Annotated in this window: 16 protein-coding genes; 12 read left to right on the top strand and 4 right to left on the bottom strand. The window is 72.1% G+C overall.

The features are described from left to right. The first annotated feature begins 78 nt into the window (after window positions 1-78). Window positions 79-1,371: an alpha/beta hydrolase family protein gene (locus IC605_RS06430; protein WP_216320608.1), complete on the top strand. Its 1,293-nt coding sequence runs from the start codon at window positions 79-81 to the stop codon at window positions 1,369-1,371. A 105-nt stretch (window positions 1,372-1,476) separates the two neighbouring features. After that, window positions 1,477-1,782 carry an MliC family protein gene (locus IC605_RS06425; protein WP_216320607.1) on the top strand — a complete coding sequence of 102 codons (306 nt, stop codon included), beginning with the start codon at window positions 1,477-1,479 and terminating at the stop codon, window positions 1,780-1,782. A gap of 420 nt (window positions 1,783-2,202) precedes the next feature. Here IC605_RS06425 and IC605_RS06420 read toward each other — a convergent pair whose 3' ends face one another. Beyond that, window positions 2,203-2,442 (bottom strand): winged helix-turn-helix transcriptional regulator, encoded by a 240-nt coding sequence (locus IC605_RS06420; protein WP_216320606.1) that lies wholly within the window; start codon window positions 2,440-2,442, stop codon window positions 2,203-2,205. Between the two features lie 261 nt (window positions 2,443-2,703). Between IC605_RS06420 and IC605_RS06415 the strand changes: the two genes are divergently transcribed. From IC605_RS06415 to IC605_RS06390, 6 genes are all read left to right on the top strand, one after another. Then, complete coding sequence (locus IC605_RS06415; RefSeq protein WP_216320605.1) at window positions 2,704-3,249, top strand: dihydrofolate reductase family protein; 546 nt, start codon at window positions 2,704-2,706, stop codon at window positions 3,247-3,249. 1 nt (window position 3,250) lies between these two features. Further along, window positions 3,251-3,790, top strand: a complete 540-nt coding sequence (locus IC605_RS06410; protein ID WP_216320604.1) for a dihydrofolate reductase family protein — start codon at window positions 3,251-3,253, stop codon at window positions 3,788-3,790. A gap of 28 nt (window positions 3,791-3,818) precedes the next feature. Then, on the top strand, window positions 3,819-4,253 hold the full coding sequence (locus tag IC605_RS06405; RefSeq protein ID WP_216320601.1) for a VOC family protein: 435 nt from the start codon (window positions 3,819-3,821) through the stop codon (window positions 4,251-4,253). Further along, complete coding sequence (locus tag IC605_RS06400; RefSeq protein WP_216320597.1) at window positions 4,250-4,492, top strand: helix-hairpin-helix domain-containing protein; 243 nt, start codon at window positions 4,250-4,252, stop codon at window positions 4,490-4,492. The genes IC605_RS06405 and IC605_RS06400 overlap by 4 nt, the downstream gene beginning before the upstream one ends. 47 nt (window positions 4,493-4,539) lie before the next feature. Then, window positions 4,540-4,974, top strand: coding sequence for a hypothetical protein (locus IC605_RS06395; protein WP_216320594.1), 435 nt, complete (start codon window positions 4,540-4,542; stop codon window positions 4,972-4,974). Window positions 4,975-5,056: 82 nt separating this feature from the next. Then, window positions 5,057-6,517, top strand: a complete 1,461-nt coding sequence (locus IC605_RS06390; RefSeq protein WP_216320590.1) for a DHA2 family efflux MFS transporter permease subunit — start codon at window positions 5,057-5,059, stop codon at window positions 6,515-6,517. A gap of 195 nt (window positions 6,518-6,712) precedes the next feature. On the opposite strand, the gene IC605_RS06385 is transcribed toward IC605_RS06390, so the two are convergent. Then, the gene (locus tag IC605_RS06385) at window positions 6,713-8,386 is read right to left on the bottom strand and encodes a tyrosine-protein kinase domain-containing protein (RefSeq protein WP_216320587.1); all 1,674 of its coding nucleotides are present in this window, start codon (window positions 8,384-8,386) and stop codon (window positions 6,713-6,715) included. A gap of 254 nt (window positions 8,387-8,640) precedes the next feature. On the opposite strand from IC605_RS06385, the gene IC605_RS06380 reads away from it, so the two are divergent. Continuing rightward, entirely contained in the window at window positions 8,641-10,359 is a 1,719-nt protein-coding gene (locus IC605_RS06380) for an AMP-binding protein (RefSeq protein WP_216320584.1), read from the top strand. A 172-nt stretch (window positions 10,360-10,531) separates the two neighbouring features. Here IC605_RS06380 and IC605_RS06375 read toward each other — a convergent pair whose 3' ends face one another. Together IC605_RS06375 and IC605_RS06370 are read right to left on the bottom strand one after the other, a co-directional pair. Continuing rightward, entirely contained in the window at window positions 10,532-10,951 is a 420-nt protein-coding gene (locus tag IC605_RS06375) for a response regulator (protein WP_216320581.1), read from the bottom strand. A 37-nt stretch (window positions 10,952-10,988) separates the two neighbouring features. Next, window positions 10,989-11,423, bottom strand: coding sequence for a response regulator (locus IC605_RS06370; RefSeq protein WP_216320578.1), 435 nt, complete (start codon window positions 11,421-11,423; stop codon window positions 10,989-10,991). A 389-nt stretch (window positions 11,424-11,812) separates the two neighbouring features. Between IC605_RS06370 and IC605_RS06365 the strand changes: the two genes are divergently transcribed. The 3 genes from IC605_RS06365 to IC605_RS06355 are packed head-to-tail and all read left to right on the top strand — an operon-like array spanning window position 11,813 to window position 13,459. Then, the gene (locus tag IC605_RS06365) at window positions 11,813-12,175 is read left to right on the top strand and encodes a response regulator (protein WP_216320575.1); all 363 of its coding nucleotides are present in this window, start codon (window positions 11,813-11,815) and stop codon (window positions 12,173-12,175) included. Window positions 12,176-12,180: 5 nt separating this feature from the next. Further along, entirely contained in the window at window positions 12,181-12,600 is a 420-nt protein-coding gene (locus IC605_RS06360) for a chemotaxis protein CheW (protein WP_216320571.1), read from the top strand. A 40-nt stretch (window positions 12,601-12,640) separates the two neighbouring features. Next, a complete protein-coding gene (locus IC605_RS06355) occupies window positions 12,641-13,459 on the top strand; it encodes an MHYT domain-containing protein (protein WP_216320568.1) in 819 nt (272 codons plus the stop codon). Window positions 13,460-13,495: the final 36 nt, after the last annotated feature.

The raw sequence follows: 13,495 nt of genomic DNA, 5'->3' as shown, positions 1-13,495 counted from the left end.
CCCCCTGTCCCATGAGGTCTTTTCTCTCCGCCCCGAGAAAGACGGAGAGTTCCAGATGCCCGCTCTCCCGGAGGTCCGATGAACAAGCGTCTTTCCGTGCTCCTCGGTGCCCTGTCCCTGGGCCTGTCGGGGTGCGTCGTCTTGCTGAACGACCCCGGCTCCTGGGCCTACCGGGTCGCCAACCCCCGCTTCACGCCCCTCCCCGGGGCCCGCGCCCTCTACGGAACGAGAAACGGTTACGGCTACCAGATCGAGGTGCCCGGGAACTGGAACGGCGGGCTGGTGATGTACGCCCACGGCTTCGAGGGCTTCGGCCTGAGGCTGGAGGAGAACTTCCCGCCTATCCGCGCGCACCTCCTGCGGCGCGGCTACGCCTGGGCCGCCTCCAGCTACAGCGTCAACGGCTGGGCCGTGCGCCAGGGTGCCGACGACCTCAACGACCTCCGGCAGTTCTTCGCCCGGCAGGTCGGCCCCCCTGGCCGCACCCTGCTCTACGGCCGCTCGATGGGCGGCAACATCGTCACCGACTCGCTCGAAACCTACCCGAACGTCTACCAGGGGGCCGTGGCCGAGTGCGGGGCGCTGGTCGGGCTGGAGCTGTTCGACTACTTCCTGTCGTACCGGCTGGTGGGGGAATACCTCACCGGGCAGAACTTCGGCCCCATGCTGCTCCCGGTGCTCGACCCGCGCTTCCTGGCGACGACCTACCGCGAGGTCGTGCGGCCCCGCCTGGGCGAGCCGGGGACCTACACGGCGCTTGGACGGCAGTTCGACTCGGTGCAAAAGCACCTGACGGGCGGCCCGCGGCCCTTTCGCCAGGAGGGCCTGAACCTCGTCTTCGACCTGGGCGCCAAGTATTACGCGGCGGGCTTCAGCACCAAGTACACCGGGGTCGCCAACCTCGTCCCGAGGACGCAGGTGGCGACCAACGTGGGCACGGTGTACCGCATCGACCCGGGCCTGGGGCTGGACGAGGCGACCCTGAACCGGGGCATCCGGAGAATCAACGCCGCCCCGGGCAGCCGCGACCTGCCCAGGCCCGCGATCTACGGGATTCCGACGGGGAACATCACCGTGCCGCTGCTGACCCTGCACACGACCGGAGACCCCTTCGTGCCGATCTTCGTGGAGGCGAACTACCGCCGACGGGTGGAGGCCGCCGGGAAGGGCGACCTGCTGGTGCAGCGCGCCATCCGCCGCCCCGGCCACTGCCAGTTCAGCGAGGCGGAGGAGGCCGAGGCCTTCGACGCCCTGACCGCCTGGGTGGGGGGAGGGCCCAAGCCCGCCGGCGAGGACCTGACGGGCGACCTCGTAGACGTGGGCCGCGCCTTTACCAAGCCGCCCCTGCCGAACGACCCGGGGGGGCTGTGAGCCGTCACCTGTGATCGTCCGCTCCGGCGCAGAGGTGAGCCCGGGAGGCCCCGACCGCCGGGGGACCCACGGTTGGAGTCCCCTCTCGCCCGTCAGGAGTCCAAGATGAGCAAGTTCCTCGCCGCCCTCTTGCTCGCCCTCACCTCCCCCGCGTCGGCGGGCGGTGGGGGTGGGCCCACCGTGCGGTACGTCTGCGCCGGGAACACCCGCATCCAGGCCACCTACACCGGCCCGCACGCGCGGCTCGTGGTCGGCCGCCGGGTGCTGGAGCTGACCCGGGCCCGCTCCGGCTCGGGCGTCCGCTACGTGGGGGGCGGGTACACGTGGTGGACAGACGGCGGGGTGGCCGAACTCTACCGGGGCGAAACCCTGGGGACCCTGACCTCCCTGCGCCAGTGCCAGGAGGGCTGAACGGCGGCCTGGGAAGCTGCGGCCCTCTGCGCGGGCGTGGAACACACGTTCTCCCTCAGCTTCCCGCACCCCCCCAGACGCCCCCCAGATGGCCTTTTGTCCACAGACCGTCCCCACCGGCCTGCCGTTCAGCACCCTGGGGCAACTGCGCGCCTGCATCGCCCTGACCGGCCTCGTCACGGTGGCTGAACCCTCCGGACGGCAGGGACGCGCCTTGAGCCAACGGGGTTGACACGACGGGCCAGGTGCCCGGCCGCGTCACCGGCCCCGGCATCCCGAACAGCAGGCCGCCCAGGGTCTGCACGTCCGAGGTGGGGGTGGCCCCCGCCGACAATCTGTAGTCGGAAGCGCTCGCGGCCGAGCTGCAAGGCCACGCTGCCGCTCCGTTCCCGGGCGGGTGGAACATGGTCTTTATGGCCGTCACCAGCGATGGGCACCTGCGGCCTGGTCGGTGAGCGGGCCCCCCAGCGCCCGCAAGACCGGCTCCAGCTCGCGGCCCCACTCGCTCGGGGCGTAGACCCGGGTCGCGGCGGGCGGGGAAAGCGGCTCGCGCACGACCACACCGAGGTCCTTCGGCCGCGGCGGCGGCGCGGTGGAGCTGGTCCCGGGCAGGTCGGCGCGGAGGTCCGTGAACCGCTTCGGGCCGAGCAGCTCGCGCACGAGGTCGGGAGCGTGCGCGGTGGTGCGGCCGTCCTCGTGGCAGCGAGGTGGAGGGCGGTCTCTCCTCGTGCCTGCCCTCCACGGTCTCCACCAAATGAGCAGAATGTTGCAATCTCACATCGTTATGTTGTAAGCTAAATAAGAAGGCAAGTTACGGAGGGGAACGGGACGGGCGCGGCTATGCGTCCGGTCCACCCCCTTATCTCCCCAGGAGGCCGTCATGACACGCAGCGAATCCCACCGCCCCAGGAGGCCGGTCTGATGGGCCGGGTTTTTCTCGACCTCGCCCTGTCGCTCGACGGCTTTATCGCCGGGCCAAGCGGCGAGGACGGCGGCCTGCACGACTGGTACTTCGCCGAACAGGGCGCGGCCGAGGGCATCAAGCGGGAACTGCGGGAAGGCATAGGGGCGATGATTCTGGGCCACACGGCCTTCGGCACCGCCCCCGACGGCTTCGACACCGAGTACCGGGTGCCGCACTTCATCCTGACCCACCGCGCCCGCCCGGCGGTGGAGCGCGGCGGCGCCCGCTTCATCTTCGTCACGGACGGCATCGGAAGCGCCCTGGCCCGGGCCCGCGAGGCCGCCGGAGAGCGCGACGTGTGCGTGGCGGGCGGCGCGGACACGGCCCGGCAGTTCCTGAACGCCGGATTGCTCGACGAGCTGCACCTCCACCTCGCGCCCGTGCTGCTGGGCGGCGGCCTGCGGCTGTTCGGACCCCTGGACCGGCCCGTGCGGCTGGACCGCGTGCGGGCCGTGGAATCCGCGCACGCCACACACCTGACCTACCGGGTGGGGAGGACCTGACATGGGCAGACTCGTGATGTCCGAATTCCTGTCGCTCGACGGCGTGATGGAGGAGCCGAGCTGGACGGCGGCCTACTGGAACGACGAGATCGCCGCCTTCAAGGAAACCGAGATGGCGGGCGCGCAGGCCCTGCTGCTGGGCCGCGTGACCTACGAGGGCTTCGCGCGGGCCTGGCCCTCCCGCACCGACGAGGAGAGCGGCGGCGCCCGCATGAACGCCCTGCCCAAGTACGTCGCCTCGGCCACCCTGACGCGGGCCGACTGGCAGAACTCCACGGTGCTGGGCGCCGACGTGGCCGGGGAGGTCGCGGCGCTCAAGGCGCGGCTCGGCGGCGACCTCCTGATGTACGGCAGCGGCATGCTGGGCCGCTTCCTGCTGGAACGGGGGCTGGTGGACCAGCTCAACCTGATCGTGTACCCGCTGACCCTGGGCGCGGGCCAGCGGCTGTTCGGGGGGACTGCGGTGGGCCTGACCCTGCTGGAGTCCCGCGCGTTCTCCTCCGGGGCCGTGCTGCTCCAGTACGCGCCCGCGGCGAAGTAAGCCCACTCGGCCCACCACCGGAGGACCTATGGCACAGCTTCAGGCGTATCTCGGCTTCACCGACAACGGCCAGGAGGCGATGACGTTCTACCAGCGGCGTCTGGGCGGCACGCTGGAGGTGCAGACCGTGGGCGAGTCCCCGGTGGCCGCCGACCTGCCCGCCGGGATGCAGGAGAGGGTGCTGCAATGGGTCCTCACGCGGGGCGACCTCACGCTGATGGGCTCGGACATGGGGACGGACGTGCGCCCGAACGGGGCCGTCTCGCTGATGCTGGAATGCGGCAGCCGGGAGGAGATCGAGACGGCCTTCCAGAAGCTCTCGGAGGGCGGCACCGTCACCCATCCCTTCGGCCCGTCCTTCTGGGGCTCGACCTTCGGGCACCTGACCGACCGCTCCGGCTTCCAGTGGATGCTGAACCACACGCACGGACCTCCTCACAGCGTCTTGCAGGAGACCTCATGACCCGTCTTCAGGCGTCTCTCGACTTGACGGACGACGGCAGGGAAGCGGGCGACCTTCCCCGGCTCGGCGCCCCCGCCGGGCGGGCCCTCGCCCGTGCCGGAATCACCACGCTGGCGGACCTCGCCCGGCACAGCGGGGCCGAGGTGGCACGGCTCCACGGCCTGGGGCCGAGGGCGCTGGGGACCTTGCGGGCGGCGCTGGCCGACCGGGGGATGGCGTTCACCGACTCGCCGCCGTAAACGTCAATCTGTCTCCACCCCGAGACGCCCGCGAGAGAGGACAGAGCATGACCAACCTGGAAACGCCGAATCCCGACCTCAGCACTCTGGAGCGGCTGGTGGGCACCTGGCAGGTCTCCGGTGAGGCCACCGGGCAGGTCAGGTACGAGTGGATGGAGGGCGGCTTCTTCCTGGTCCAGCACTTCGACCTGATCCACGGCGACCGGCCCATCCGGGGGACCGAGGTCATCGGGCACCTCCACCCCTTCGGCGGGAGGCGGAGCGCGGACATCCACACCCGGGTCTACTCCTTCACGGACGGGCAGACGCTCGACTACGTTTATGACCTGACGGGCGACACGCTGACGATCTGGGCCGGGCAGCGGGACTCTCCCAGCTTCTACCGGGGGACGTTCAGCGGGGACGGCCAGACCGTGACGGGCGGCTGGACGTGGCCCGGCGGCGGCTACCGGACGAGCATGACCCGAATGGGGTCGCCGTGACGGGGGGAGAGGACGGTCCCGGCCGCGCCGGAACCCGGGCCCCTCGTCGCCATCGCGCTTCCCCGACCCAGGAGGTCCGCCCGTGAGTGCCCCCGCCGAACCGCTCGCCCCGCGTGACCGCGCCGTCATCCTGATCCTGTTGATCGCCAGCTTCGTGGTCATCCTCAACGAGACGATCATGAACGTGGCCCTGCCGCGCCTGATGGCCGACCTGCGGATCACGGCGGGCACGGCGCAGTGGCTCTCGACCGCGTTCATGCTGACGATGGCGGTCGTGATCCCCGTGACCGGCTTCCTGCTCCAGCGGCTCCAGACCCGCACCGTGTTCCTCACGGCCATGACGCTGTTTTGCGTGGGCACCCTGCTCGCGGCCCTCTCGCCGGGCTTCGTGCCGCTGCTGCTGGCGCGGATCGTGCAGGCGGGCGGCACGGCGATCATGCTGCCCCTGCTGATCACCACCGTGCTGACCCTGGTGCCCGGGCCAGGACGCGGGGCGGTGATGGGCCAGATCAGCATCGTGATCTCGGTGGCGCCCGCCGTCGGGCCGACGATCTCGGGGCTGATCCTCCAGGTGCTGCCCTGGCGCTTTCTGTTCCTCTTCGTGCTGCCCATCGCGCTCGCCGCACTGGGCTACGGGGCCCGCACGTTGAGGAACGTGGGCACCCCGCAACGGCTGACCCTCGACGTGATCTCGGTGCCCCTGTCCGCGCTGGGCTTCGGCGGCCTCGTCTACGCCCTGAGCCGCTTCGGGGAGACGCCCGGCGGGCTGGGCAATTCCGCCGTGAGTGTGCCGCTGCTGGTGGGGAGCGTCTCGCTGGCCGCCTTCCTGTGGCGACAGGTCGTGCTGGGGCGCCGGGGGACGCCGCTCCTCGACCTGCGGGCCTTCCGGTTCCCGGTCTTCACGCTGGGTGTGGGGCTGATGGTGATCGCCATGATGGCGCTGTTCGGCGGCGGGGTCCTGCTGCCGCTGTACCTCCAGAACCTGCGCGGCCTGGACACGCTGCAAACCGGCCTGCTGCTGCTGCCCGGCGGCCTGCTGATGGGCCTGCTCGCCCCGGGCATCGGGCGGCTGTACGACCGCGTTGGGCCGCGCCCGCTCGCCCTGCCCGGCACGGTCCTGATGACGCTGGTGCTCGTCGGCCTGGGCCGGATCGACACGGGCACGCCCGTCTGGGCGCTGCTGGCGCTGCACCTCACCCTCAGCGTGGGGCTGGCGCTGCTCTTCACCCCCGTGTTCACGAGTGCCCTGGGCCCGCTGCCGCCGCACCTGTACTCGCACGGCAGCGCCATCCTCAGCACCCTGCAACAGGTGGCGGGCGCGGCGGGTACGGCCCTGCTCGTCACCCTGATGGCGGGCCGCGCCGCCAGCCTGACCACCCAGGGCGCGGCTCAGGTCCCCGCGCAGGTGGCCGGGCTCCACCTCGCCTTCACGGTCTCGGCCGCCATCGCCGCGCTGGCGGTGGGGTTGGCCCTCTTCCTGAGGCGTGCCCCGCAGGCCCCGGGAGTGGCCGTGGGCCAGCCCCTGGCCCAGCCGGGCGACTGAGCATCGCTGCCCGGAGAGGGGAGGACCCGTCCGGTCAGCATTCACCGCGGAGCAGCGACCGCGCGGGACCTCCCCTCCGGCCTCAGCCCCGGCAGGGGAGGCGGCGGGAAAGGCAATGGAGCCGGGGCTGCTCGCGCGCCGCCAGCTCCACCTGAGGCTGGGGTTGGAGGAGAGGGGGCCCGCCCCCCCCCTCCCTCACATCTGGGTCACGGGGCTGCGGGAGGAGCGCACGGGCGGATCGGTGTGGTCGGCCCCGTAGCCGTAGCTGGAGTAGGTGCTGCTCGCGCGCGCGACCTTGTTCAACACGAGGCCCAGCACCTTGACCTTCGCCACCCGGGCATTTTGCAGGGTGCGCTCCACGTCGGCCAGCCGGGTCTTGCCGCCCTCCACGACGAGGAGGATGCCGTCGGTGTAGGGGGCGACCGCCAGCGTGTCGGGCAGGGACAGCATCGGCGGCGTGTCGATCAGCACGTAGTCGTACCCCTGCGACCAGCGGTCGAGGTGGGTGCGGAAGGCGGGCTGACTCAGGAGACCGGTCACGCCCCCGGCGCGCTGGGACGTGCCTGCGGGAAGCAGGTCCACGCCCGGCGAGACCCGGGTGACGTGGGCGGCTTCCGGGTGCAGGAACATGTCGGGTACCGTCGTGGCGGGGGGCAGGCCCGGCCGGGTGCCCGGCAGGGGGTGGGTGGCGAGGCGCTCGGGGGACCAGACCTTGAGCTGGGTGGGGCGGCGCAGGTCGGCGTCGATCACGAGGACCCGCATCCCGCTCGCCCCCAGGCTCTCGGCCAGGGCCGCCGTGACCGAACTCTTGCCCTCGCCGGGGTAGGTGCTCGAAATCACCAGCCGCCGCTGGCCCCCCTCGGGGAGCAGCGACAGCACGTTGATCCGCAAGAAGCCCACGCTCTCGTAGAGCGGCCCGCTGCGGCTGGCCTGGATGAAGCCCTCCCCCAGGCTGCGGCGGCGCAGCAGCGGCAACTGCCCGAGCAGCGGCAGCCCCAGCGGGAGCAGGTCCGCCGGGCCGTCCACCCGGCGGCGCAGGCTGTCACTGAGGAGCGCTCCCGCCGCCGTCAGGAAGAGGGCGAGCAGTCCCGCCAGGGCCGCGTTGCGCAGGGGCCGGGGAGAGACCGGCGTGAGGGGGGCGACCGGCTCGGACACGAGCACCAGCGTGCCGCTCGCCGCCGTCTCCAGCACCGCGACCTGCGAGAGGTTTTGCAGGAGCTGCCCGCGCGCCGCCACGAGGCTCTGGCGCTCCAGGTTGCCCGGCGGAGTCGCGTTGATCCGCACCGTCAGGCTGCGGAGCTGCTCCTGAAGGCTCTGCCGGGAGCGGATCACCCCCTGCTTGGCGCGGTCGTTGTCCCAGGCGATCAGCGAGCGCACCCCGGCCTCGGCTAGGAGCCGGGCGGCCTCGGGCGTCTCCGCCTGCGCGCGCAGTTCGTACACCCCGCGCTGCTGGGGATCGAGGCGGGCCCGGACCTTGAAGCGGGTGAAGTCGCGCTCGGCGAGTTCGTTCGTCAGGTCCCGGCGGATGGTGCCCACCAGCGCGGGGCCGAGGTCCGTCTGCTCCAGCCGCCCCACCACGTCGTTCAGGAGGCTGCGGCTGCGCATCACCTGCTCGACCGCGCCCTGGGGCAGCGGCGGCGCCGTCACCAGGGTGTTGTTGATCAGGGAATTTTGCGCGTCGTTGTCCACGGCGATCACGCTCGCGCTCGACTCGTAGGTCGGCGGCTGGCGTTTGGTCAGGGCGTAGGTGCCCCCGGCGACGAGCGCCGGAGCCAGCAGCAGCAGTGGGGCAGAGCGCCGCAGCGTGCCGAACACCTGCCGGAGGTCAATCTGGTCCGCGCTCGGGCCACGGGGGGGGGAAGTCTGCATGCGAACGTCACTGTAACAAGAGGGATTCTCTTCATCTTTACGTTTTTCGGCGTTTCTGACCGGGTGGGTCGCGGGAGGCCGGGTCGCCGCCCAGCGCGGCCCGTGGCCGGAATGACGTGGTTGTGCGGCGGGTGAGACCTTGACGAATTGGGGGGAGTCCCCCCCCGCCCGCCTGCGCCCCGGGTCGGTTAAGGTGACGGGGAGGTTCCACCGTCCGCCCGTCCCTGAAGGCTCCCACCCCCGAGGAGGGTGACATGACCGATCCCGAAGCCCGGCACGGCGCGGACAGCCCCGGCGCCCGCGCCTTCCAGGCCGCCCGGCAGGTGCTGCTCGACCACGCGTCCGATCCCCAGGCCGCGCACGCCGCTTTCCACTGGCCGGAACTCACGACCTTCAACTGGGCGCTCGACGTGTTCGCGCCGCTGGCGGCCCGGCTGGGGGAGGCGCCTGCGCTGTTCTGGGACGGGGGGGAGCTGTCCTACGCGGACCTGGGCGCCCGCGCGGGCGGCGTGGCGAACCACCTGCGGGCCCTGGGGGTGGGGCGCGGCGACCGGGTGCTCGTGATGCTCGGCAACGTGCCCGAGCTGTGGGTGGTCCTGATCGCCTGCATGGGGCTCGGCGCCCCCATCCTGCCCGCCGCGACGCTCCTGACTGCGGCCGATGTGGAGGACCGGGTGGAGCGCGGCCGGGTCCGGGCGGTCGTGACCGACGGCGCGAACGTGGAGAAGTTCGCCGGGCTGCCGGGTGACCTGCTGCGGGTGAGCGTGGACGCGAGCGCGGGACCGGGCTGGCATTCCCTCGCCGGGGCCGACCGGGCGCCCGCCGGGTTCACGCCCGACGGGGTGACGCGGGCGAGCGACCCGGTGCTGCTGTACTTCACCTCCGGCACCACCAGCCGCCCGAAGCTGGTGGTCCACACCCACGCCAGCTACCCGGCGGGGCACCTCTCGACCGGCTACTACCTCGGGCTGCGGGAGGGTGACCGCCACTGGAATATCTCCTCGCCCGGCTGGGCCAAGCACGCCTGGAGCAGCTTCTTCGTGCCCCTCACGGTGGGGGCGGCCGTGTACCTCGACAACGCCCGCTTCGACGCGGCGGCCACGCTGGGCAAGCTCGTCCGCCAGAGCGTCACCACCCTCTGTGCCCCGCCGACGGTGTGGCGGATGCTGATCCAGCAGGACCTCGCGGCCTATCCGGTGCGGCTGCGCGAGGCGGTGGGCGCGGGCGAGCCCCTCAACCCGGAGGTGATCACCCGGGTGCGGGCGGCCTGGGGGGTGACCATCCGCGACGGGTACGGGCAGACCGAGACGACCGCGCAGGTCGGCAACCCGCCCGGCGTGCCCGTCAGGCCCGGCAGCATGGGCCGCCCCCTCCCCGGCTACGAGGTCGTGCTGCTCGACGAGCACGGCCGCGAGGCGGACGAGGGCGAGCTGAACCTGCGCCTGGGGGCCGCGCGGCCCCTGGGGTTGATGGTGGGCTACGACGGCGACCCGGAGCGCACGGCGGCCGTGCTGGGCGGCGCGACCTACCCCACCGGGGACATCGTGCGGCGGGACGAGGACGGTTATCTCTTCTCCGTGGGCCGCTCGGACGACGTGTTCAAGAGCGCGGACTACCGGGTCTCGCCCTTCGAGCTGGAGTCCTTCCTCGTCACCCACCCCCTCGTCGCGGAGGCGGGCGTGGTGCCCAGCCCCCACCCCGAGCGGCTGTGCGTGCCCAAGGCCTACGTGGTCCTCGCCCCCGGGGTCGAGCCCTCGGCGGAGGTGGCGCGCGAGCTGCTCGCCTTCGCGCGGGAGGGCCTCTCGCCCCACCTGCGGATTCGCCGCCTGGAGTTCGCGCCGCTTCCCAAGACCATTAGCGGCAAGATTCGCCGGGTGGAGCTGACCGCCCACGCGCGGCAGGGGGTGGAGGGCGGCGTGCGCGGGGAACTGGAGTTCTGGGAGGAGGACTTCCCGGCGCCTCAGCCCGGGTAAAAGGCCGCGCCCCCGGTCACGCGGGGCAGGAGTTGAGCGGGCCTGATCCCCGTCGCCACAGGCCCGGGGGCCAACGGGAGCGGCGGACGAACCCCTTCCCGTGGGTGGGCCGTCGGCACCCTTGTCCTGAGCGCGGTGGTGGCCCCGGCCGGGTGGCCTCACCGGCGCCGGGTCAGGGGCGCAGCCAGCCCCCGACGAGGACGAGCAGGTCGTCGTGCCCGATGGGCTTTTCCACGTAGGCAGCGCCGTGGGCGGAGGTGGCCTCGACCTCGCGGGGCTGGGCGCGGCTGCTCCAGCACACCACCCGGGCCGCGTCTCCCAGCCGGGCGCGCAGCAGGGCCAGGAGTTCGAGCCCATCCCGTCCCGGCAGGTGCAGGTCGAGCAACACGAGGTCGGGCTCGGGCAGCGTGGCGAGGGCGTGCAGCGCTTCTTCCCCGTCGTGCGCGAGGTGGACCTGCACGCCGGGCGCCAGCTCCTCGAAGGCGAGTTCGAGCAGCAGGGCGTCCGGGGCGGAATCCTCAATCACGAGCACCCGCCGCACCGACGGCGCCGACTCGGGGCGCGGGTCGGCGCTGTCGCGCTTGAAGACCATACCCCTCAGCGTAGCCCGGGAGGTCCCATTCCGGCCTTCAGCGAGCGATCATCTCCGGCCAGGTGGTGAGCCGGGAGGTTCGCCAGAATTCCAGAAAGCTCTCGATCTGGCTCACGAAGTCCCCGAAGCTCACCGACTTCACGAGGTATGAGCTCGCGTGGAGGGTGTACGCCCGGGCGACGTCCGAGTCGTGGCCCGACGTGCTGAGCATGACCACCGGGATCTGGGCGAGGCGCGGGTGCCCCTTGAGGGCGGCCAGCACCTCGAACCCGTTCATGCCGGGCATGTTGATGTCGAGCAAGATCACGTCGGGCAAGGTGGCCTGCCCACTGTCCAGCATTTCGAGGGCGGCGGTCCCGCTCGCGCAGGTGCGGACGGTGCACAGCCCGGCGTACTCGGCGAAGACCTCCTCGGCGAGCTGGCGATCCACCAGACTGTCGTCGATCAGCAGCAGGCGCAGGGGGCGCGTCATGACCCCTCCATTTTACCCGCCGCCTCCCCGGCGCGGCGGTTTCTCAAGGGAAGGCGCGGCCAATCCTCAAAGCCGGATGGAGGGCCCTCTCAGCATGGCCCGGGCCCCGCCGCACCGCGTCTCTCTTTAACGTAAAGCGAATCGGCCAGCCTGTGATGAAGCTGTGAGGCCCCGGGGCCTAGCTTCTTGCCCAGGGTGTCAGTGACGCGGCCACGTGCCCCGGTGAGCCCCCCGGAGGCTTCCTGCCCCGGGAGGAGGCGCTCTTGCCGGGAGCCACCCGCCGGCTCCGGGTGGCCGGTGCCCGCCACGTTCTGGCCGCTCCCGCCCCGCGGCCGAGTGTTCGCCCCCTGCCCTTCCCCAACGCCCAGCGCCCCCAGGAGGACCCCCGTATGGCCCGTATTCTCGTTGCAGACGACTCGACCGCCGACCTCGCCTTGATGGAGAGCATCCTGCGCTCGGCCGACCATCAGGTCATCACCGTGAGCGATCCGGCCCAGGTCGAGGGCCGGGTGGCGGCCGAGCGGCCCGATCTGGTGCTGCTCGACGTGGTCATGCCCGGGCAAAACGGTTACGAGGTGCTGCGGGCGCTGCGGAAAAACGCCCTGACCCAGGGGGTCAAGGTCGTGCTGGTCTCGAGCAAGGGCAACGACACCGACGTGCGCTGGGGCCTGCGCCAGGGGGCCAGCGAGTACGTGACCAAGCCGTACACGCCCGCCCAGATTCTCGCCTCCGTGCGCCGCGTGGTGGGCTGACTCGCGTGCGGGGGCGCCGGGTCCTGCTCTTTTGCCTCGGCGGGCGCGTGTTCGCCGTGCCCGCCGACCAGAGCCGCGAGGCGTTCGCCCCGGGGCGGGTCGCCGCGTTGCCCCTGGGCCGCCGGGTGCTGCTGGGGGTCTGCGCGGTGCAGGGCCGCCCGGTGCCGCTCGTCAACCTCGCCGCTCTGGTCGGCGAGCCCGAGCCGACCGCCGAGCTGGCCCTGCTCGTGGAGACGGCCGGGCAACCCCTCGCCTTCCCCGTGGCGGGCGTCCTCGGCTTCGAGAGCCGGACGGTCCCCGCCCCCGCCCCCCAGGACCTGCTCGCCGAGGACACCGCGGGCGACCTGGGACCGGTGCACCACCTCGACCTGGCGGCCCTCGCGCAGACCGTGCGGGCGCAGCTCGGTGTCCAGGCGAGCGCCTGACGCCGGGTCAAGGTCAAAGAGCCCTGAAAGGAGAAGAGTCATGGATCACGCCCACCACGCCCTGACGCACCAGTGGAACACCACGTACGTCGCCCTGTCCTACGCCATCGCCACCCTGGCCTCCTACGTCTCGCTGGAACTCGCCGCCCGCGCGGGCCGCCGCCCCACCGAGGCGGGCAACCGCTTCTGGCTGGTCGCGCAGGCGCTCATCATCGGCTACGGCATCTGGGCGATGCATTTCGTCGGCATGCTGGCCTTTCAGGTCCCGGCCGCCGTGAGCTACAACCTGCCGCTGACGGTGGTCTCGGGGCTGGCGGCGGTGGCCCTGCTCTACCCGGCCCTGACGATCCTGCACGGCGGTCCCCTGACGGCCCGGCGGCTCCTCGCGGCGGGCGGCGTCGCGGGCACCGGCATCGTCGTCATGCACTACCTGGGGATGTACGCCTTCCGCGTTCCGGGCACGGCCGTGAGCGTGAACTGGGGCCCCTTCCTGGCGTCCGTCCTGATCGCCGTGGGGGCGAGCGCCGCCGCGCTGTTCCTCTTCAAGCTGGTGTCCAGCGAGTGGGCCGAGGGCCGCTCCCGGGCGGTGATGACGGGCCTCAAGATCGGCGCCGGTCTGGTCATGGGGCTGGCGATTGTCAGTATGCACTACACCGGCATGGCGGCCTGGCAGCACCGCGTGGTGAACGCCGGCGCGCTCGGCAGCGCCGCCTCGGGGGCCGACACCGGCCTGCTCGCGCTGATCATCGGCGTGATTTCTTTCCTGCTGATCGGGCTGGCCGTCACCAGCATCCTGATGGACTCGGGCGGCGTGCGCGAACTCGGGGAGCTGGAGTTCACCCCGGAGGGCACGGACTGAAGCTTGCCGCGCTCCCCTCGCCCACTCCCCCAGCCT

The sequence above is a fragment of the Deinococcus aestuarii genome, assembly GCF_018863415.1.
Classification (GTDB): domain Bacteria; phylum Deinococcota; class Deinococci; order Deinococcales; family Deinococcaceae; genus Deinococcus; species Deinococcus aestuarii.
The sequence above is the reverse complement of the archived record's forward strand: the minus strand, read 5'-3'. Positions and strand labels throughout refer to the sequence as shown.